20 protein-coding genes and 1 pseudogene are annotated in these 19,380 nt (G+C 71.2%); 9 read left to right on the forward strand and 12 right to left on the reverse strand.

The genetic code is table 11. The features are described from left to right. Window positions 1-25: 25 nt before the first annotated feature. Genes ACIBBA_RS10290 through ACIBBA_RS10305 form a run of 4 tightly spaced genes read right to left on the reverse strand, consistent with a single transcriptional unit; the run spans window position 26 to window position 2,068 of the window. The gene (locus ACIBBA_RS10290) at window positions 26-427 is read right to left on the reverse strand and encodes an arsenate reductase ArsC (RefSeq protein ID WP_350874842.1); all 402 of its coding nucleotides are present in this window, start codon (window positions 425-427) and stop codon (window positions 26-28) included. Between the two features lie 14 nt (window positions 428-441). Next, the gene (locus tag ACIBBA_RS10295) at window positions 442-957 is read right to left on the reverse strand and encodes a GNAT family N-acetyltransferase (protein WP_396695737.1); all 516 of its coding nucleotides are present in this window, start codon (window positions 955-957) and stop codon (window positions 442-444) included. After that, window positions 954-1,691, reverse strand: coding sequence for an aquaporin (locus tag ACIBBA_RS10300; RefSeq protein WP_396695739.1), 738 nt, complete (start codon window positions 1,689-1,691; stop codon window positions 954-956). The genes ACIBBA_RS10295 and ACIBBA_RS10300 overlap by 4 nt, the downstream gene beginning before the upstream one ends. Beyond that, window positions 1,688-2,068: an ArsR/SmtB family transcription factor gene (locus ACIBBA_RS10305; RefSeq protein WP_396695741.1), complete on the reverse strand. Its 381-nt coding sequence runs from the start codon at window positions 2,066-2,068 to the stop codon at window positions 1,688-1,690. Before ACIBBA_RS10305 ends, ACIBBA_RS10300 begins: the two co-directional genes overlap by 4 nt. A 125-nt stretch (window positions 2,069-2,193) precedes the next feature. On the opposite strand from ACIBBA_RS10305, the gene ACIBBA_RS10310 reads away from it, so the two are divergent. Then, window positions 2,194-2,658 (forward strand): ArsI/CadI family heavy metal resistance metalloenzyme, encoded by a 465-nt coding sequence (locus tag ACIBBA_RS10310; RefSeq protein WP_396695743.1) that lies wholly within the window; start codon window positions 2,194-2,196, stop codon window positions 2,656-2,658. Between the two features lie 58 nt (window positions 2,659-2,716). On the opposite strand, the gene ACIBBA_RS10315 is transcribed toward ACIBBA_RS10310, so the two are convergent. Further along, on the reverse strand, window positions 2,717-3,100 hold the full coding sequence (locus tag ACIBBA_RS10315) for a hypothetical protein (protein WP_396695745.1): 384 nt from the start codon (window positions 3,098-3,100) through the stop codon (window positions 2,717-2,719). Window positions 3,101-3,176: 76 nt separating this feature from the next. On the opposite strand from ACIBBA_RS10315, the gene ACIBBA_RS10320 reads away from it, so the two are divergent. Together ACIBBA_RS10320 and ACIBBA_RS10325 are read left to right on the forward strand one after the other, a co-directional pair. Next, window positions 3,177-3,587 carry a hypothetical protein gene (locus ACIBBA_RS10320; RefSeq protein WP_396695747.1) on the forward strand — a complete coding sequence of 137 codons (411 nt, stop codon included), beginning with the start codon at window positions 3,177-3,179 and terminating at the stop codon, window positions 3,585-3,587. A 215-nt stretch (window positions 3,588-3,802) separates the two neighbouring features. Then, entirely contained in the window at window positions 3,803-5,086 is a 1,284-nt protein-coding gene (locus ACIBBA_RS10325; RefSeq protein WP_396695749.1) for a multidrug effflux MFS transporter, read from the forward strand. 94 nt (window positions 5,087-5,180) lie between these two features. Here ACIBBA_RS10325 and ACIBBA_RS10330 read toward each other — a convergent pair whose 3' ends face one another. Beyond that, the gene (locus ACIBBA_RS10330; protein WP_396695751.1) at window positions 5,181-6,530 is read right to left on the reverse strand and encodes a DNRLRE domain-containing protein; all 1,350 of its coding nucleotides are present in this window, start codon (window positions 6,528-6,530) and stop codon (window positions 5,181-5,183) included. A gap of 252 nt (window positions 6,531-6,782) precedes the next feature. Between ACIBBA_RS10330 and ACIBBA_RS10335 the strand changes: the two genes are divergently transcribed. Continuing rightward, entirely contained in the window at window positions 6,783-8,066 is a 1,284-nt protein-coding gene (locus ACIBBA_RS10335; protein ID WP_396695753.1) for an MFS transporter, read from the forward strand. Continuing rightward, window positions 8,066-9,049 (forward strand): TolB family protein, encoded by a 984-nt coding sequence (locus ACIBBA_RS10340; RefSeq protein ID WP_396695755.1) that lies wholly within the window; start codon window positions 8,066-8,068, stop codon window positions 9,047-9,049. The genes ACIBBA_RS10335 and ACIBBA_RS10340 overlap by 1 nt, the downstream gene beginning before the upstream one ends. Window positions 9,050-9,062: 13 nt before the next feature. On the opposite strand, the gene ACIBBA_RS10345 is transcribed toward ACIBBA_RS10340, so the two are convergent. From ACIBBA_RS10345 to ACIBBA_RS10365, 5 genes are all read right to left on the reverse strand, one after another. Further along, window positions 9,063-10,193 (reverse strand): hypothetical protein, encoded by a 1,131-nt coding sequence (locus ACIBBA_RS10345; protein WP_396695757.1) that lies wholly within the window; start codon window positions 10,191-10,193, stop codon window positions 9,063-9,065. Window positions 10,194-10,297: 104 nt separating this feature from the next. Then, a complete protein-coding gene (locus ACIBBA_RS10350; protein ID WP_396695759.1) occupies window positions 10,298-11,365 on the reverse strand; it encodes an aminotransferase class V-fold PLP-dependent enzyme in 1,068 nt (355 codons plus the stop codon). Further along, complete coding sequence (locus tag ACIBBA_RS10355) at window positions 11,359-11,772, reverse strand: hypothetical protein (protein WP_396695761.1); 414 nt, start codon at window positions 11,770-11,772, stop codon at window positions 11,359-11,361. The genes ACIBBA_RS10350 and ACIBBA_RS10355 overlap by 7 nt, the downstream gene beginning before the upstream one ends. Further along, window positions 11,762-13,510 (reverse strand): ATP-binding cassette domain-containing protein, encoded by a 1,749-nt coding sequence (locus ACIBBA_RS10360; protein ID WP_396695763.1) that lies wholly within the window; start codon window positions 13,508-13,510, stop codon window positions 11,762-11,764. The genes ACIBBA_RS10355 and ACIBBA_RS10360 overlap by 11 nt, the downstream gene beginning before the upstream one ends. A gap of 174 nt (window positions 13,511-13,684) precedes the next feature. Next, entirely contained in the window at window positions 13,685-15,655 is a 1,971-nt protein-coding gene (locus ACIBBA_RS10365; protein WP_396695765.1) for a GH32 C-terminal domain-containing protein, read from the reverse strand. Between the two features lie 267 nt (window positions 15,656-15,922). Here ACIBBA_RS10365 and ACIBBA_RS10370 point away from each other — a divergent pair, with 267 nt between their 5' ends. Both ACIBBA_RS10370 and ACIBBA_RS10375 read left to right on the forward strand, forming a co-directional pair. After that, the gene (locus ACIBBA_RS10370; RefSeq protein ID WP_396695767.1) at window positions 15,923-16,975 is read left to right on the forward strand and encodes a LacI family DNA-binding transcriptional regulator; all 1,053 of its coding nucleotides are present in this window, start codon (window positions 15,923-15,925) and stop codon (window positions 16,973-16,975) included. A 102-nt stretch (window positions 16,976-17,077) separates the two neighbouring features. Then, window positions 17,078-17,314 (forward strand): annotated as a pseudogene (locus ACIBBA_RS10375) (transposase); the annotation flags it as partial. A gap of 118 nt (window positions 17,315-17,432) precedes the next feature. Here the strand turns inward: ACIBBA_RS10375 and ACIBBA_RS10380 are convergent. Continuing rightward, window positions 17,433-17,867, reverse strand: coding sequence for an Rrf2 family transcriptional regulator (locus tag ACIBBA_RS10380; protein WP_396695769.1), 435 nt, complete (start codon window positions 17,865-17,867; stop codon window positions 17,433-17,435). Window positions 17,868-17,994: 127 nt separating this feature from the next. Here ACIBBA_RS10380 and ACIBBA_RS10385 point away from each other — a divergent pair, with 127 nt between their 5' ends. Both ACIBBA_RS10385 and ACIBBA_RS10390 read left to right on the forward strand, forming a co-directional pair. Then, window positions 17,995-18,750, forward strand: a complete 756-nt coding sequence (locus tag ACIBBA_RS10385; RefSeq protein WP_396695771.1) for an SDR family NAD(P)-dependent oxidoreductase — start codon at window positions 17,995-17,997, stop codon at window positions 18,748-18,750. A 79-nt stretch (window positions 18,751-18,829) separates the two neighbouring features. Next, complete coding sequence (locus ACIBBA_RS10390; RefSeq protein ID WP_396695773.1) at window positions 18,830-19,243, forward strand: nuclear transport factor 2 family protein; 414 nt, start codon at window positions 18,830-18,832, stop codon at window positions 19,241-19,243. Window positions 19,244-19,380 lie beyond the last annotated feature (137 nt).

The following is a 19,380-nucleotide window of genomic DNA, read 5'->3' on the forward strand; positions in this document are numbered from 1 at the left end:
CGTCAGGCCGTCGTCATTCGGGTGCTCACTGGCGAAGCTCGTCGAGCAGCGTCTGCACCCGGGACCGGATCTCGTCGCGGACCTCGCGTACGACGTCGATGGGCTGGCCGGCGGGGTCGGTGAGCTGCCAGTCCTCGTAGCGCTTGCCGGGGAAGACGGGGCAGGCGTCCCCGCAGCCCATGGTGACGATGACGTCGCTGGCCTCGGCGGCGTCCCAGCTGAGCCGGGCCGGCGTCTGGTCGGTGATGTCGATGCCGGCCTCCCGCATGGCCTGCACGGCGACCGGGTTGATCTGGTCCGCGGGCTCGGAGCCGGCGGAGCGGACCTCGACGCTGTCGCCGGCGAGGTGGCGTAGCCAGCCGGCGGCCATCTGGGAGCGGCCGGCGTTGTGGACGCAGACGAAGAGAACGGTGGGCTTGTCGCGCATCGTGGTCTTTCCTGTCAGACGATGGTGGGACTGCGGCGTTCGATGAGGATGACGTCGCGCCAGACGCCACGGTGGCGTCCGACCCGCTGCCGGGTGCCGACGGTGCGAAAGCCGCAGGCGGCGTGCAGGGCGAGGCTGGCGGCGTTCTCGGGGAAGACGCCGGACTGGATCGTCCAGATGCCCGCCCGCTCGGTGGAGTCGATCAGAGCGTGCAGCAGGGCTCGTCCGACTCCCCGGCCGCTCGCCTCGGGGTGGACGTAGACCGAGTGCTCGACGACTCCGGCGTAGACACACCGGTCGGACACCGCCGAGCAGGCGATCCAACCGAGCGCGCGGCCGGGCCGATCGACGGCCACCCATCGATGACCGGCCAACCGGCTGGCGGTGAAGCTCGCCCAGCTGGGCGGCTCGGTCTCGAAGGTGGCGTGGCCGGTGGCGATGCCGAGCCGATAGATGTCCAGGACCGCGTCGGCGTGCTGGTCGCCCATGGGCACGACCGTGACGGCGGCCGGGTTGGTTTCCGGGTTCATCGCCGGTTCGCCTCCTCCGGCAACTGGGGCACGACAACCACGCCGGCGGTCTGCTCGGCGTCGGGATACCAGGCGGCGAGCGCGGCGACCGCGACCAGGGCGCCGACGAGCTGGGCGGCGACGAAGCCGGGCACGGACGTCGGGGCGATGCCGGCGAACGTGTCGGTGAACGCTCGCCCGATGGTCACGGCGGGGTTGGCGAACGAGGTCGACGAGGTGAACCAGTAGGCGGCGCCGATGTAGGCGCCGACGGCAGCCGGCGCCGCGGTGCCCCGCCCGCTGCGGGCGAGCGCGAAGATGAGGACGATCAGGCCGGCGGTGGCCACCACCTCGGCCAGCCACAGGTTGCCCCCGGTCCGGTCGGTCCGCGACCAGGCGACGGCCGGTAGCCCGAACATGAGGTCGGCCAGGACGGCGCCGGTGACCGCGCCGCCGATCTGGGCCGGCACGTAGCCGGCAAGCTCGCGGCCGGTCAGGCCGGTCGCGGCACGCCGACCGAGCCACCAGTCCACCGCGGAGACCACCGGGTTGAAGTGCGCGCCGGAGACCGGCCCGAACGTCAGGATCAGCGCGCCCAGGGCCAGCGCGGTGGCGATCGCGTTCTCCAGCAGCTGGAGCCCGACGTCGTTCGGGGAGAGCCGGGCGGCGGCGATCCCGGAGCCGACGACCGCGGCGACCAGCATGGCCGTGCCGGCGAACTCGGCGGACGCGCGCCGCCCCAGGGTGCGGCTCACCGGGCTGCCGGGTCGGCCGGGGCGTCCGCGGGGGAGAGTTCGAGCAGCGCGCCGAGCTGTCGGAACGCCTCCGGCCTGACCTTGTACCAGACCCAGGTGCCCCGGCGGTCGGAGTCGACCAGGCCCGCCTCGCGCAGCACCTTCAGGTGGTGGGAGATGGTCGGCCCGGAGAGGTCGAACGCGGGCGTCAGGTCGCAGACGCAGATCTCCGGGACCGAGGCGATCATCGACATCAGCCGCAGCCGGACCGGGTCGCCGAGGGCCTTGAACATGGGCGCGACCAGCACTGCCTGCTCGGCGTCCATCGGGCGGACCGCGATCGGGGCACAGCAGGCGACCGCTCGCAGGTCCATCACCGCAAGGTCTTGCTTTGACATTCCTCTACCTTGACAGATCTCGAAACAGGCTGCAACAGTGGGCTTGCTTAGATATCCATCTAGGCAAGAGGCGTGGTGATCACCTCGCCCCGCCCGCTGAACCTCTCCTGACCGGAGGAAGCCCCATGTCCCGTGTCCAGCTCGCCCTGCGCGTGTCCGACCTCGAAGGTTCCGTTGCCTTCTACGCCAAGCTCTTCGGCGTCGACCCGGCCAAGCGCCGCCCCGGTTACGCCAACTTCGCCGTCGAGAACCCGCCGCTGAAGCTCGTCCTGCTCGAAGGCGAGCCCGACCATCCCACGGTCATGGACCACCTGGGCGTCGAGGTGTTCGACACCGACGAGGTCAACGCCGCCACCAGGCGGCTCACCGACGCCGGCCTGATCACCCTTGAGGAGAACGACACCGAGTGCTGCTACGCCCTGCAGGACAAGGTCTGGGTACGCGGCCCCGGCAACGAGCCCTGGGAGGTCTACACCGTCAAGGCCGACTCCGGGCAGCTGAACAAGGCCGTGGAAGGGGAGTGCGTCTGCGGCACCCCGGACGGCGAGAAGACGCCGGTGACCAGTGGAGCCACGTCGAGCTGCTGCTGACGCGAGGTGTGCGCGCTGGCCGCGCTCTGGCGGCCAGCGCGCCCAACCGGTCCTGCCGTCAACGAAGGGCGGCGAGCGGAATGAGCACAACCGCGGCCACACCGACCGCCGCGGCGCCGACTGCCCACCACCAGAAGAAGCCGGAGAAGGCCGAGGCCAGCACCAGACCTGTTCCGAGCCCGGCCAGCGCACCGAGGCCGAACAGTGCGCGGGGTGGCAGACGCAGGGTCGGCAGGCGCCACACCACGAGAACTTCCAGCCACGTGCCGCCAAGAGTCAGCGCGACGGCGCCGACGAAGTCCAGGACAGACAGGCCGTGCCCCGCACTGATGGGCACTTTGACCGGTCCTTCAAGGCTGGCCGGGACCACCAACACCAACAACCCGGCCAGCACCAGGAGGACGGCCGAAGCAAACTGTCGGCGCAGGTGCCGGGGGCCCATTGGGTCAGGGTATCCACGCGTCACAACGCCCTGCCTCACCCGCGCGAGCGGTATGCGCCGTTCCTAGACTGCGCACGTGCGCAGGAAGCTCGACGACGCCTGGTCCATCGACCTGACCGGCGCGTGGCAGCGGGAGCGTCCGGTGGCCGGGCTGACCACGTGGCGGGCCCCCGGCCGGAGCCTGCGGGTCGGCGGCGTCGTCTGGCGCTGTGCGAGCGCCGCCGACATCATCGCCTCGATCGACCTCGAACTGCCTGCCGATCCGGCGGGCAAGGTGGGGGAGGGCGGCAGCGGCGGTGTCGGCGCCCGGGCCGCGTGGCTCTACCGCGACACCGGCGACGCGCACTACACCCTCCACGGCTACAACTTCACCGATGGCGAGGGCCTGGAGACCGTGTTCGTCAGCGCCGACACCGCAGACACGGCGTGGGCCTTCGCCGCCTGGCGGTCGGTGACCCATGCGGGTTCGCCACACGCCGGCCGGTGAGGGCTGGCCGGTGAACATTGCCCGATGACGACCCCGACGGCAACCGGATCCGGGTCGGAACCGTCCAGGGGTGAACAAAGCCCGGTCGGGCGGGTGTGAGCTGGCTTACCTCCGGCCCGGGCGGGAATGAGATCGGCCGGTGAGGATTTGCAGCCAGGTGTGATCGCAGCACCGCCCCTTACCGGGGCCCACCCCGACCGACCGGAGGCGGCCCGATGACCGCCACTGCCGAAACGACCGAGGCGGACTCGTCGCCGCGGATGCCCGGCGACCTCATGACCTCCCGCCAGCGGCTGCGACTCGTCCTCGTGCTCGGCTCCCTGATCGCGATCGGGCCGCTGACCATCGACATGTACCTGCCGGCGCTGCCGACCATCGCCGCCGACCTGCACACCACGTCGGCGGCCGTGCAGCTGACGCTCACCGGGACGCTGGCGGGGCTCGCCTTCGGGCAACTGCTCATCGGCCCACTCTCCGACGCGGTGGGGCGGCGCAAGCCGTTGCTCGTCGGCACCGCGCTGCACATCCTGGCGTCGGTGCTCTGCGTCGTCGCGCCGAACATCGGGCTGATCGGGACGCTGCGGGTGCTGCAGGGCCTGGGCGCCGCCGCCGCGTCGGTGGTGGCGATGGCGGTCGTACGCGACCTGTTCAGCGGCGCCGCCTTCGCCAAGCTCTTCTCCCGCCTGATGCTGGTGATGGGTGTGGCGCCGATCCTCGCGCCCACCCTCGGCAGCCAACTGCTGCGCTGGTCGCAGTGGCGGGGCGTCTTCGTGGCCCTCGCCGTGCTCGGCCTGGTGCTGCTCGTCGTCGCGGCCGTCGGGCTTCCCGAGACCCTGCCGGCGGCCCGGCGTCAGCGCGGCGGCGTCGGTGCCACCCTGCGCGTCTACGGCGGGCTGCTGCGCGACCGCATCTTCGTCGGGCTCGTGCTGGTCGCCGGCCTGGCGATGGCCGCGCTCTTCGCGTACGTGTCCGGGTCGTCGTTCGTCTTCCAGGAGCACTACGGACTCGACGAGCAGGAGTTCGGCATCGTCTTCGGCGCCGGCGCCGTCGGTCTGATCACGGCCACCCAGCTCAACGTACGGCTGCTGCGGCGGTACTCGCCGCAGCGGATCCTGGTCAGCGCGCTCGGCGCGGGCACCGTCGCCGGGCTCGCCCTGCTCCTGTTCGCCGCCACCGGAGCGGGTGGCCTGGCGACCGTCCTCGTGTCGCTCTGGGCCGTGCTCGCCGCGGTGGGGCTCGCCCTGCCGAACGCTCCCGCGCTGGCGTTGTCCCGGCACGGCGAGGCGGCGGGCACCGCCGCGGCGCTCCTCGGCGCGGTGCAGTTCGCCGTCGGCGCGCTGGCCGCGCCGCTGGTGGGCGTGCTCGGCACCGGAAGTGTGGCGATGGCCGTGGTGGTGGCCGGCGGCATGGTGGCGTCGATGATCGTCCTGGTCCTGGTGGTCCGGCCCGGCCAGCTCGGCGACATCGAGCCGGGCGCGGTCGCGGTGGCGGCGCACTGACGACGAGAGCCTCCGGTGCCGGTTGGCGACAACCGGCACCGGAGACCTCACGACCCGGCTGGCAGCACCGGATCAGGCGAGCGTCGCGCCGCGGTCAGTGGCAGTTGCCGGTACCGCTGTCGCTGTAGCTCTGCCCCGCCACCGGCACGAACTGCCAGTCGTAGCTGTTGGCGTGCAGGGTGAACTTCAGTACCCCGTACGCCGAGCTGTTGCGGGCCTCGCTGTTGGGCTGGATGGTGCCGAAGCTGTAGTGCCCGGCACCGCCCATCCCGGCGACGAAGCTGCGCAGACCGCGCGCGGCGTCGGCGCCACCGTTCGGGTTCATCGGGCCGAACCGCTCGTAGACGTGGTTGTGACCCCACACGGCGACATCGGCGTTGTAGTCGTAGAGCGCCTGGTAGAGCGGGCGCGTCGAGGTCGACGGCGCGTGGTTGGAGCTGGACGTGAAGAGCGGGTGGTGCCAGTAGGCCAGCGTGCACGGCTTCGTGCTGGCCGCCAGGTCGGACCGCAGCCACTGCTCCTGCGCCGAGCCGGCGGACATGCTGACGTTCGAGTTCAGCGACACCACGTGCCAGTTGCCGAGGTCGAAGGAGTAGTAGCCGCGCCCACTCGGGCCGGCCTGCGTCCCGAAGTAGTTGTAGTAGCCGGTCGCCCCCGACGTGTTGTAGTCGTGGTTGCCCGGCGACGGGCGGGTACGCGCCTTGTGCCGACCCCAGGTGGGGGCGTAGTAGCTGTTAAACTCGGACGCGGTGCCGTTGCTGTAGACGTTGTCGCCGGTGGTGAAGACCGTGCCGGAGATGTTGTCCAGCAGCGCGGCGGTGGCGGTGTCACCGGAGCCGGAGTCGGAGATGTCCCCGGCGCCGACGAGGACCGGGTCGCCTGACGGGGGCGTCGTGGTCCCGGTCGTGACGACCAGCTGCGGCGCGTCTGCACCGCTCTCCCGCGAGTCGTAGTAGGCGCCGTCGGTGCTGGACGAGCTCGCACCGAAGCTGACCGTGCCGTTGCCCTTGACCTGCGACGTCACGTCGACCTCGTACCAGCCGTCGGCGGTGACCGAGCCGATCGAGCCCAGCGTCGCGCCGTCGATCGTCGGCTGGTTGTTCCAGGTCGTGCCGGTCTCCGACCAGGTCGTGTTCGACATCGCCCGGAACGTGCCGCCGTTGTTGCTGCCGTCGTTGCCGCTGATCGTGCGCAGCCGCAGCTTGGCGCTGGTGACCGTGCCGCTGACCCCGCTCACGGTGAAGCGCAGGAACATCCGCCGCACCGGCGAGTTGTCGACCGTGATCTGGCTCGACGTGCCGTAGTTGGTGGACGCGGCATCAGCCTGGACGTAGGTGTCGGCGACCGGCTTGACGGTGACGGTGGCCGCCGAGGCCGAGGTCGCGCCGGTCACGACGACGGCGGCGGTGGCGGCGAGCAGCACCGCGACCGTCCCCAACGTCACCGGCGGACGGGGGAATCGAATACCCATCCAAGAGCCCTTCTCTGGGGGTGTGTAGAGAGCGGATGGAATGTAGGGAGGTCGATGGGCCGGACGGCGACGGTCGGGTGAACACCGAGTCCAAATAGGAGAACAGCTCGGAGTTGCCGAGATGTTCAACTGGCGCACGCCCAAGCGGCACGCGCGGTCCGTTGTGGCCGATTCGGCCAGGACGCACGATGGCTGACCGTCAACCGCGAACCGAAGGGCACGCTTGTGTACCTGTCGACCGTCTCCCGCCCGGCGACGGATCCGCCCGATCCCGGCCCGGCCCGGCCCGGACGGCGGATCGCCCTGGTCAGCGGCAACGTCATCGCCCTGGGCACGGTCAGCCTGATCACCGACGTCTCCGCCGAGATGGTCACCGCGATCCTGCCGCTCTACCTGGTGCTGGGCCTGCAGCTCAGCCCGCTGGCCTTCGGGGTCATCGACGGCGTCTACACCGGTGCGACGGCGCTGCTGCGGGTCGTCGGCGGCTTCGTCGCCGACCGGCTCCGGCGCCGCAAACTGGTCGCCGGCGTCGGCTACGCGCTCTCCGCGGTCGCCAAGCTCGGCCTGCTGCTCGCCGGCCGGTCGGTGCCGGCGATCGGTGCCGTCATCGCGATCGACCGGCTCGGCAAGGGCGTACGCAGCGCGCCGCGAGACGCCCTCATCACCCTGTCGACGCCGCCGGAGTCGCTGGGCCGGGCGTTCGGGGTGCACAGGATGATGGACAGCGTCGGCGCGTTCCTCGGGCCGCTGGTGGCGCTCGCGGTCCTGCTGGCCGTCGGCCAGTCCTACGACGCGGTCTTCGTCGCCAGCTTCTGCATCGCCGCCCTGGCCGTCGTCGTGCTCGTGCTCTTCGTCCGCGAGCGTCCACCGGGCACGGCGACCGACGACAGCGACCAGGTGCGGGTAAGCGTCCGCGAGGCTCTCGGCCTGCTGCGCGAGCGGTCGACCCGCCGGATCGTGCTCGCCGCCGGCCTGCTCGGGCTGGCCACCATCGGCGACGGCTTCGTCTACCTGCTGCTGCAACGCCGGGAGGACCTGGATCTCAGATGGTTCCCGCTGCTGGCGGTCGGGACCAGCCTCGCGTACCTCGTGCTGGCGGCCCCGATCGGCATGCTCGCCGACCGGGTCGGACGGCTGCCGGTGGTGGTGGGCGGATACGCCGCCCTCGGCGCCACGTACCTGCTGCTCGCCGGCCCGGTCGGCGGCTGGCCACTGCTCGCGCTGGCGCTCGGCCTCTACGGCCTCTTCTACGCCGCCACCGACGGCGTGCTCATCGCCCTCGCCGGGCCGGTGCTCCCGGCCCGGCTGCGAACCACGGGCATCGCCCTGGTCCAGACCGGGCAGGCGGTGGCGTACCTCGGCTCCTCGGTCCTGTTCGGGCTGGCCTGGCAGGCGTGGGGGCCGCAGACCGCTATCCAGGTCGCGGCCGCGACCGTCGCGGCCATCCTGCTCGTCACGGTGTTCCTGCTGGCCCCTGGTTTCCGCCTCGTCACCCGGAAGGTGTCCTGATGACCGCGCTGTCGACCCGAGCCAAGCTCGTCGTGGCGACCGCCTCGGCCGTGCTGCTGGGGGCCGTGGCGGCCGGCTACGCCGCCGTCGCCGCCGAACCGACCCCGCCGCCGACCACCGCGGCCGGGGCCGCCGCGGTCACCCTGGAACCGGGCCCGCGCCTGCTCACCGTCACCGACAGGCGCGTCTCCTCGGTCTCCCTGGCCGACCCGTCCGGGCCGCGCACCGTCTCGACCCGGGAGTGTCTGCGGGTGTACGCCGCGGGCGGCATCGGCGTCTGCCTGGGGCCGGAGACCGCCTGGTCGTACCAGCTCGTGGTGCTCGACGCCGCGCTCGGCGCCACGCGCACCTTCGCCATTCCCGGTCTGCCCAACCGGGCCCGCGTGTCGGCCTCCGGCCGGATGGTCTCCTGGACCACGTTCGTCGGTGGCGACTCCTACACCTCCAGCGGCTTCTCCACCCGCACCGGCATCCTCGACACCCGCACCGGCGTCCCGGTGATGTCGCTGGAACACTTCGCCGTCACCCGCGACGGCAGGCCCTACCGCAGCGCCGACGTCAACTACTGGGGCGTCACCTTCGCCGCCGACGACAACCTCTTCTACGCGACCATGTCGACCGGTGGGAAGCGCTACCTGGTGCGGGGTGACTTCGCCGCCCGGACGGTCGAGACGGTGAAGGAGAACGTCGAGTGTCCGTCGCTGTCACCGGACGGCCGGCGGATCGCGTTCAAGGAGGCGATCGACGCCGACCCGGCGAAGGGCTGGCGCCTGTCGGTGCTCGACCTGGCCACGATGCGGGTGACCGCGACCGCCGAGACCGCCAGCGTCGACGACCAGCCGGCGTGGCTCGACGACGCGACGCTGGCGTACACGCTGCGCCAGAGCGACGGCCGGCCGGACGTGTGGGCGGTCCCGGCGGACGCGACAGGCGCGCCGAGGCTGCTGGTGCCCGGTGCCGAGTCCCCGTCGCCACTGATCTGACGGTGGTCCGCGGTCAGGTGTCGTCTCTGGCTCGGGTCAGCGGGAAGGCGGGTTCGGGTAGTTCCGGCACGGCGAGCCGGTCGGCCCGCTCGCGCAGGTGCCCGGCGATCTGGTCACTGGCCAGGGTGAAGCCGGCCGTGAAGCCGGCGTCGAGGGAGATGCCGGTGGCGGCCACGTGGTGATCCGCCTGCTGGCGCAGCTCTCGGGCGAGCGTGTTGCGCCAGCGGATCACCTCCTTGGTCAGGTGCGCCCGCTGAGTCGCCACCCGGCGCTGCGCCTCGGCCAGTTGCTCCTCCATCCGTTCGAGACGGTCCAAAGTCTCGTCGAGACGGTCGAGCTCGGGCAGGTCGGTCACGATCGCCCGCCCGAGGGCGGCGCGGTCCAGGCCCGGACCGGTGGAGTGGAACGGCTCGAGGGCGCCGGTCACCCGCGCCGTCCACTGCTCGTGCCGAGCGTCCCGCTGGCGGGGGAGCGCTGCCACGCTGTCGCGTAGCGCGGCCAGTACCGGGGTGGGCCGGTCGGCCGGCTCTGAGGACGGAGCAACCGCGGCCATGACGCCTCGGCGGGGGTTGCGCTCCGGCGTTCCCTCGAGATCTCTCGCCCGCTGCGCCATCTGCTTGACGAACCCGGCGTACGCGGCCCGGTAGCCGACCTGGTGTTCGCCCTCGCCGGTCACCGGCGCGTGGCCGATGCGCTCCGCCTCGAGCCGGAGCGCGTCGGCGATGGTGGTGTCCGGGTCACCGATCTCCAACGTCGGGTCCGTGGGGCCGTCCAGCACCCTGTCGCGCAGCGTGCGGAGCAGGCTTTCGGCGTGTTGGCAGCGTTGACGGGCGTTCGCCATCAGTTCCAGCTCCGGCACAGCGCGCCAGACTGCCCAGGCCGCGGGTGTCGCGTCGTCGGTCAGCGGCGCGTGCCGCCGAACTATCTCGCCGACGGCCTGAACCGGTTCGGGTGTGTGCGTGGACGTCGCCGACGCCAGTCGCCGCAGCAGGGCCAGCAGCTCGGCCTGGCGCTCCGATCCGGCCGATGACTGGTCCCCGATCAGGCCCAGCAGGCCGGGTGGCCAGGGCGCCGGCAGCTCGCCCCGCGACGGCCGGCGCAGCGGGTGACGCGATCGGCGTCGGAACGGATTCCACCAGCCCATCGAACCAGCTTTGCACCCGGCGGCGATCGTGCGCAATGTGTCCGGTACGGCCTCTTCGGGCGAATCGGCGGGGAACCGGCCCGGGCGGCGTTCGCGTTCGCCGCTCAGCAGCGGTCGCGGGGAGCCAGCCGGGTATCGGCCGGGGCGGCGCGGTCCAGATAGGTCGACTCGGCGAAATCGAGGAAGCGTTGCGCGTCGGCCGCGTTGGAGGCCAGCCCGAAGGAGACGCGTACCGCGCCGCCGGTCGGCAGCCGCAGCGCGTCGAGGTACTGGTCGATGGACTCGACCTGGCGCGGCAGCGTACGACGCAGCGCCTCCGGGGTGATCCCGAACGCGCCCTCGCCCGCCCCCGGGTTGCAGAAGCAGCCGGTACGCAGGGAGAAGCCGGCGGCCGACGACTCCCGCGCGACGAGCCGCTCGTCGACGAGGGCGCCGTCCGGGTGGCGGAGGTTGAACGCCACGGTGCCGCCGCCCTCGCCCGTCGGCGGGCCGTAGACCTGGACCAGCGGTCGGCCGGTGCGGTGCCGCAGCGCGGTCAGCCGCTCCAGCAACCACCCGGTGAGCAGGCCGACCCGGGTGTGTACGAGGTCGACGCCGATCGAGTCGAGCCAGCGCACCCCGAACTCCACGTCGGGGATGCTGAGGAAGTTGAGGGTGCCGTCCTCGAACCCCGACTCGTCGTCCAGCGGCCGGTGCCAGTCGCCCTGCACGCTGACCGCCCGGATCGTGCCGCCGGCGAACCAGGGCCGCCGGAGCCGGGCCAGCGCGTCGCGTCGGGCCAGCAGCGCGCCGACGCCGGTGGGGTAGCCGAAGAGTTTGTACCAGCTGAGGCAGACGAACACAGGCCGTACGACGCTGAGGTCCAGCCGGTTCGTCGGGGCGAAAGCCGCGGCGTCGAGCAGCACGTCGTAGCCGTACCGCTGGGCAAGCTCCACCCAGCCCAGCGGGTGCTGCACGCCGGTGAAGTTGCTCTGCGCGGGGTAGGCGAAGAGCCCCGGACCGGTCGACCGTCGCCACCGTCGGGACCGGCCCGCGGCCAGCGTGGCGAGCAGGTCGGATTCGGCGACCCGCAGCTGCGGCCCGGTCAGCGGCACGTAGCGGACCGGTGCGCCGGCGGCCCGGGCGTACTCCCGGATGCCGTTGACCGAGTTGTGGTTGTCCCAGGTCAGCACCAGCGGGCTGGCCGGCCCGAAGGCGTACGCCTCGCCGACCAGCCGCAGGCGCCACTGGCGTTCGGGGTGAAGATGACCGCGTACTCGGCCGGGTCGGCGCGGAAGAAGTCGAGCACCGCCCGGCGGGCCGACTCGACCAGCGCCCCGGCCGCCGCCGAGGTGGGGTTCTCCGAGTGCGGATTGCCGTACAGGCCCGAGAGCAGCCGCTCGTGGTGGGCGGTGAGCTGCGCCCGCGCGGCCACCCCGGCGCCGGCGTAGTCGAGGTAGACGTGACCGTCCCGGTCGAGGTGCCGGTACTCGGTGGCGCGCAGCTCGTCGATCCGGGCGGTGCTGGCGTACCCGGGGGCCGTGCTCGGGCCGCCGGCCGCGACCGGACGCGCCGGATCGCGGCTCGGGTCAGACCGCACGGCGGGACTCGGCCCGGACCAGCACCGCCCAGGTCGCGCCGAGGAAGAGCAGCACGAACCCGCCGAGGATCAGCCAGTTCACCCAGACCGGGCGGGAGAAGCTGTCGCCGTACGTGGCGAGCAGCGGCGGGCCGAGCGGGGAACCGCCGTCGCGCCAGAGCCGCGGCACGTCGGCGGTGTGGCCGAGTCCCTCGAACGCCCACCGGTTGGACATCGCGTAGCTGAGCCACTGGCCGCCGGTGGCCATCGCCGGCACCGGCAGGATCGCGCCGACGAAGAGGACCTGCGGAAAGCAGAGCATGGGCAGCATGAGCGTCGCCTGGGCGGCGTCGGAGACGGCGGCGGAGCAGAGCAGCCCGAGGGCGAGCGCGGCGGCGGAGGAGAGCAGCAGCGTCGCGTACAGCGCCGCGAAGTCGGCGCCGCCGACCGGCGGCAATCGGTCGCTGCCGCGCAGCACCCCGAGCAGGGCCAGGTCCACCAGGGCCAGCAGCGGAAGCAGCACCGCGACCTTCGCCAGCAGGTACGGCCCGAACCGCACCCCGGCCAGCCGCTCGCGGCGCAGGATCGGCAGCTCCGTGCAGATCTGCAGCAGCCCGTACGTCAGCCCGAAGAAGAACCCGCCGAACGCGATCCAGAACAGGATCATCACGGTCACGTTGGGGCTGGGCCGCGCCGGGTCGAACGCGCCGGGGCGGAAGAGCAGGGCGAACATGCCGAGCACCAGCAGCGGTGAGCCGAGCAGGATCGCCAGGGTGAGCCGGTTGCGGGCGACGATCTCGGTGTTGCGGGCGGTGAGCACCGCCCACTGCCGCCACCGCCCCTGCGACCGCCCCGACCCGGCGACGCCAACGGCCGGCGCGCCGGCCGACCGCTGCGGGTCGCTGCCCCGCCGATCCGGGCCGCTGTCCGGCCGCTCCGGATCGTTGTCCGGCCGATCCGGATCGTTGTCGCGCCGGGCGGCGAAGCGGCCCGGCCAGGTTGCCGGATCGTCGGCCTCGTCGAGCCGCAGGTAGACCTCGGCGAGCGACCGTACGCCGAAGAACTCCCGGGCGGCGGCCGGCGGTCCGGCGAAGGCCAGCCGGCCCGCACGGGTGAGTACGACGACCCGGTCGCACAGCTCCACGTCGGTGACCTGATGGGTGGTGAGCACGACGGTCGCCCCCGCGTCGGCGAGCGTGCGCAGTACCCGCAGCAGATCCACGGCGATCGCCGGATCCAGCCCGGACGTGGGTTCGTCGAGGAAGAAGACGCCCGGCCGGGTCAGCAGCTCCACCGCTATGCTGGCCCGCTTGCGCTCCCCGCCGCTGAGCCGGCCGACCGGCAGGCCGGCCCGGTCGCTCAACCCCAGCTCGCCGAGCACCTCGGCGACCCGCCGGGTCACCTCCGCCGGTGTGGTTCCCGGTGGCAGGCGCAGCCGGGCCGCGTAGCGCAGGGTCCGCTCCAGGGGCAGCTCGCGGTGGATGATGTCGTCCTGCGGTACGAAGCCGATCGCGTCCGCCGGACCGCCGCCGTCGTGCCGCACCGTGCCGGTGGACGCACGCCGGACGCGGGCCAGGGTCTCCAGCAGCGTGGTCTTTCCGGCGCCGCTGGCGCCGAGAATGGCGACGACCTCGCCGGGGTCGATCGTCAGCGAGATGTCGTCCAGAATCCGGCGACCGTCGCGGACGCGCTGGCCCAGGCCGTTCGCCGCGATACGTACGCCGGTGTGTGTGGGTGGCGCGAGCTTCTCGGTCGTCATGCGGGTGCGGCCAATCCCGTCGGTGGGTCGGGTGCTCGACCCGGGCCTGCCGAATATCGCACGACGTGACTGTTACGACGGTGGGTCAAATGTGGCGGGATGTTGACACCACGCCGGCCCGTCGTGGTGGGCGACGGACCGGCGTGGTGCGGACCGGTTACCGCGGGACGAGGGTCAGCTCACCGGTCCGACCCGGACGTTCTGGATGACGCCGACACCGTTGAAGACGTTCAGCCCGAACTGGCCGCTGGAGATGGTGTCGTCCACCGCGTCGATCACCGGGGTGGCCGCGCCGTCGAGGTAGACGCGCAGTCGGGGTCCGTCAGCGACCACCTTCAGGTGGTAGGTACGGCCCAGTTTGACGTCGAGCGGGGCGCTGGCGATGTCGCGACCGGGCCGCCAGAGCTTGACGACCTTCGCCGCCGAGTCGATGTTCGCGGTGTAGTGCCGGGTGGCGTCGCGGTTGGCGCGGAAGGTGAGCGCCGCGGCGATGCCGGAGTCCAGCCGCACGTCGGCCTCGTAGCTGAAGTTCTGGCCGGAGCGGGTGTTCAGGTAGAAGGCGTCGCCGCCGCTGCTGCCCTTCTTGCCGCCCGAGGCGTCGGACCAGACTCCCGAGTCCGCGTACCACTGCCCGCCCAGGTTGTCCACGAGCATGGATTCCCCGCCCCAGATCGACCCGAGGTCGTGGTAGGTCAGCCGTTCCAGGCGGACCTGGCCGTCGACGAAGAGCTCGACGTCGTCCTTGCCGGGCAGGCTGTCGAAGTTGACGTTGAGGCTCTGGTAGACGCGTCCGTCATTGCCGAAGATCTCCAGCTGGCCGCGGTCGACCAGCAGCCGCACCTTCACCCGGTCGCCGATCGGCGACATCGGCACACCGCCGAGTGTCTTCGCCGCGGTGTCGTAGCCGACCTCGTGGTCGTACCAGCCGTTCTCGCCGGTCCCGATCCGGAAGCCGAAGCGGGACTGCTTGCGGTCGGCGACCCGGAACTCGGCCTCGATCTCGTAGGTGTCGGCCTCGATCCCGTCGAGCAGCGCGCCGGCCTGGCCGCTGTTGAGCGTGCGGCCCTGCCACGTCCGGGTGGACGTGCGCAGCCGGTCGATCTCGGCGATCGGGGTGCTGAGCACCCGCGGCGCGCCGTCCACCGTGGTCAGGCGCATCTCCACCGGGAAGGTGAGGTTGCCGGTCCAGGTGGGGCCGGCGTTCTCGCCCTGCCACGCCATCGACACGATCCGGTTGTCCGGCATGTTGCCGAAGGTCAGACCGGCGTAGTAGCTGCCACCGGCATGGGTTCCACCGTGGTTGACCCGCTGCGGAGACGTCCAGTCGGTGCGGAAAGTGGTGCCGTCGAAGGCGCCGACCACGTACTCGCCGCTGGCGTCGCTGAGCACCCACTTCATCTTCGACCGGTTGCCGTCGAGCGGCATCGCCACCATGTCCGGGCACTCGAAGAGCCAGTCGGCCTTGTAGCGCGACGCGAAGGTCCAGTCGAGCAGGTTGTCGGAGGTGTAGAAGTCGACGCCGTTGCCGCCGTGGTCGGACCAGACGACCATGCCCCAGTGCCCGGACGCCTCGTCCCAGAAGACCTTCGGGTCACGGCTGGTGCCCTGCGGCACCGCCACCCGCCGACCGCCGTCGTACGTCTTGAAGGTGTTCCCGCCGTCGTTGGAGTAGAAGACCGTCACGCCGTTGGTGCCGGAGTAGACGATGATCGGATCCTCGTCGCCGGCCTTGAGGCCGCTGACGTTCTTCGCGTCGACGACGCCGCCGCCGGAGAAGAGGTCGCCGGGGTGCACGCCCGGCTCGAGCGCGATCGGCTTCTGCTTCCAGTGCACCAGGTCCGTGCTGGTCGCGTGTCCCCAGTGCATGGTGTCCCACTGCAGGCCGTGCGGGTTGTGCTGGTAGTACAGGTGGTAGACGCCGTCGTAGTAGAGCGGCGCGTTGACGTCGTTGATCCACCCGCCGCGGGCGCTGAAGTGGTACTGCCCCCGGTTGTCCTCCTGGTAGTTGGTGGCGGGGTAGGGGAACTCCGGGTAGTCCTGTTGTGTTCCGGCGGACGCCCCCGGGGCCATCACGCCGGCGAGGCCCACGGCGGCCGCCAGAACCGCCGTCATCGTCATCGCCGCGTACCGAGCTCTCACACGCATACGTCCCAGCTCCCAGTCGGTGGTGGTCAGAACGGAGCAGGTCGGTCCCGGCGCCGGAGTCGCGCCTTGACAACCTTGTCGAGAGAGTCTGGGCGGCCGTTAAATGCGTGTCAATACTTCCATTCAGCATTGTTAAGCCAGCGCGCTCTCACCTGCACCGTCGTCACGACAAGGTTGTCAAAGCCGTGGGCCGGCACCGGGTACGCTGTCACCTCGTGCCGACGACGTAGTCCGAGGCGGGCCGCACGCTGCCGAAACAGAGGGAAGATGAGCCGAAACGGCGATCCGGTCGCCACGCCCTACCGACCGCGGCCGACCCTGCACGACGTCGCCGCCATGGCCGGCGTCAGCATCAAGACCGCCTCCCGCGTGGTCAACGGCGAGAACGGTGTGACGCCGGCCAAAGTCGCGGCGGTCCGCCGAGCGGTCCTTCAGCTGGACTACCGGCCGAACGTCTCGGCCAGCGCGCTACGGCGGGCCAGCGGCCGAACGGCGGCCATCGGCATGGTGCTCGAAGATCTCGCCAACCCGTTCTCCAGCGCCCTGCTGCGCGCGGTCGAGGACGCCGCCAACAGCCGGCAGGTGCTGATCCTCGCCGGAAGCGTCGACGAGGACCAGGAGCGGGAGCGCAGCCTGGTCCGCGCGTTCAGCGAGCGACGGGTGGACGGGCTGATCATCGCGCCGGTCGGCGAGGACCAGGGATATCTGCGCGCCGAGCTGGAGGCCGGCACGCCGCTCGTCTTCGTCGACCGCCTGCCCCAGGGCCTGCCCGCCGACTGCGTCCTCTCCGACAACGAGGGCGGCGCCCGGGCGGCCGTGCACCACCTCGCCGACACCGGCCACCGCCGGATCGCCTACCTCGGCGACCTGCAGATCGTCCCCACCGCGCAGCAGCGGTTCGCCGGATACCAACGCGCGAGCCTCGAGCGCGGCCTGCCGTGGAACCCGGCCCACCACGTGCACGACCTGCACACCATCGACGAGGCGGCAACGGCGACGACCAGGCTGCTGCGCTCCGACGAGCCACCCACGGCGCTCTTCGCCAGTCAGAACCTGGTGACCATCGGCGCCATCACCGCGCTGCAACAGCTCGGCCTCGAGGACACCGTGGCGCTCGTCGGCTTCGACGACTTCCCGATGGCCGACCTGCTCAAACCGCGGGTGAGCGTCATCGCCCAGGACCCGTTCCAGATGGGCCGGGTTGCCGCGCAGCTGCTCTTCCAGCGGCTCGACGGCGACCGCGACGCGCCCCGGCGGATGGTGCTGCCGACGACGACGATCCTGCGCGGTTCCGGCGAGATCCCACCCGCGTCGCCCTAGGCAGTGTTTCGAAGTCGGGTGCGGCGTGTCGGTGGTCGATAGATAGCGAGGTCTCCGGTAGAGGGTTCATCGACCAGGAAGAACCTGAACACCGGAGACCTCGTGGCCACCATGGCGGTGACGAGGCGGCACGACCTGACCGACGCCCAGTGGAGGGTGTTGGAGTCGCTGCTGCCTGCGGGTAAGCGGCCGGGCCGACCGTCGCGGTGGAGCAAGCGGCAGATCATTGACGGCATCCGGTGGCGGGTGCGGGTCGTTGCGCCGTGGCGGGATGTGCCGGCGTGTTACGGCTGCTGGCAGGCGATCTACGCGTTGTTCCGACGTTGGCAGCGGGCTGGGGTCACCCCCACCAACCCCACCGTCAAGCCCCACCCACCAGCACAAACAGGATGGAACTACTCCCGTGAAAGGGGGTGGGTGGGGGGGTGTCTGGTCCTGGTGTTCACGAGAGGGGCAGCTAGCGAGGTGCCGCGAGGATGTCCCGGAGTACGTCCTCGAGCGTGACGCGGGCCAACTCGCGTCTCAAGGTCTCCTCGATGCCCGCGTAGATGCCCTGCATCGCCGGTTGGATGCCGTAGCCGACCACGCACTCCTGGTCCGGGGTGGCGCGGTGCATCGCGAAGAGCGGGCCGGGTTCCACCGCCTCGTACACGTCGAGCAGGGTTATGGACTCCAGCTCGCGTGTCATCGACCAGCCCGCTCCTGCGCCCCGCCGGGACTCCACGAGCCCTGCCCTGCGCAGCTCGCCGAGCAGCCTCCTGATCACCACCGGGTTGGTGTTGGCGCTGGTCGCGATCTGCTCGGAGGTGGCGACCGGGTTGCCCCGGCGCTGGTAGAGGCTGATCCAGGCCAGCGCGTGGGCGGCGATCGTCAGCCTGCTGTTGGCGCTCACGAAGCCTCCTCTCTGCCGTAACGCTCCATGTTACGACCGTCACGTCGTAACAACAAATGTTGCGACTACGTTGTTGTAACTAATAGCGTTACGACTTCCTGGAGGATCAATCAGCGAGGTGGAAAGAATGAACAAGCCGCTAACGGGCAAGATCGCCCTGGTCACCGGGGGGTCCCGCGGGCTGGGAGCCGCGACCGTACGACTGCTGGCCGAGCAGGGCGCGGACGTCGCGTTCACCTATGTCAGCTCTGAGAAGCAGGCGCAGGCCGTCGTCGACGAGGTGCGCGGCAAGGGCGTGAAGGCCGTCGCCTTCAAGTCCGACCAGGCGGACATGAGCCGGGCGTCGGCGCTCATCGACGACGTGGTCGCCTACTTCGGCGGCCTGGACATCCTGGTCAACAACGCGGCGATCTCGCCGGAGCAGGGCCGGACGGTGGACGACCCGGAGGCCGACCACGCGGCGCTGGACCGGATGCATGCCACCAACTACCTCGGCGTGATCGCCATCATCCGGGCCGCCTCCCGAGTGCTGCGCGCGGACGGGCGAATCATCACCGTGAGCTCCGGACTGGGCACCCGGGTCGGCGTCCCCGGTCTTGCCGACTACTCGGCGACCAAGTCGGGAATCGAGAGGTACACCATGGGCGTCGCGCGGGACCTCGGACGCCGGGGCATCACGGCCAACGTCGTGGAAGCCGGACTGATGGAGAGCGGGCTGGAACCGCCGGACCCCGAGACCCTCAAGACCCTGCTCAGCTCACTGTCCCTGCAGCGCATGGGCCACCCCGACGAGATCGCCGCGGCGATCGCCTTCCTGGCGAGCCCCGCCGCGTCGTACGTCACCGGCGCGGTGCTGGACGCTCACGGCGGCTACAACGCCTGAATGACCGGGTGACGGCCTCGGTCGGCGACAACAACGATCCCAAGTGATCCAGTGAGCGACAACTCGGAGGAACACCATAATGACCAGCTCGACCAATGTCACCAAGGCCATGGTGAACCAGTTCATGGAGCGTCTGGCCAAGCAAGACGCGGAGGGCCTCGGCGAACTGTTCGCCGACGAGATCGATTGGAACGTCCCCGGTAGCGAGGAACTGCCGTGGACCGGGCGCCGGTCAAGACGCGAACACGTCCCCGTCTACTTCCGCACAATGTGGAAGGCTTTCGTCGCGGGCCAGACCACCGCGCTCCCGGGCGCGGTGGTCGTCGACGGCGACGATGCCGTCATCCTCGGGACGTTCTCGCACACCGTCGTCTCCACGGGCAAGCGGTTCGAGACGCCGGTCGCACTGCATCTCACCATCTCCGACGGCAAGATCGTGCGTATGCACCTCTACGAGGACACACACACCGTGAGCCAGGCCTTCCAGGCGTGAGCCACGCGATCCCGACGCGAGGCGATAACAACATGCCTCGGCGTCATCGCTTCACCTGAAATCGTTCGCCGTCCGTGGCACCGTGGGCGTCGCGTGGGCCGGTGGCCGTCCGCTACGAAGCCCCCATCCACGTCACC

Source organism: Micromonospora sp. NPDC051006, assembly GCF_044456245.1.
In the GTDB taxonomy this organism is placed as follows: domain Bacteria; phylum Actinomycetota; class Actinomycetes; order Mycobacteriales; family Micromonosporaceae; genus Micromonospora.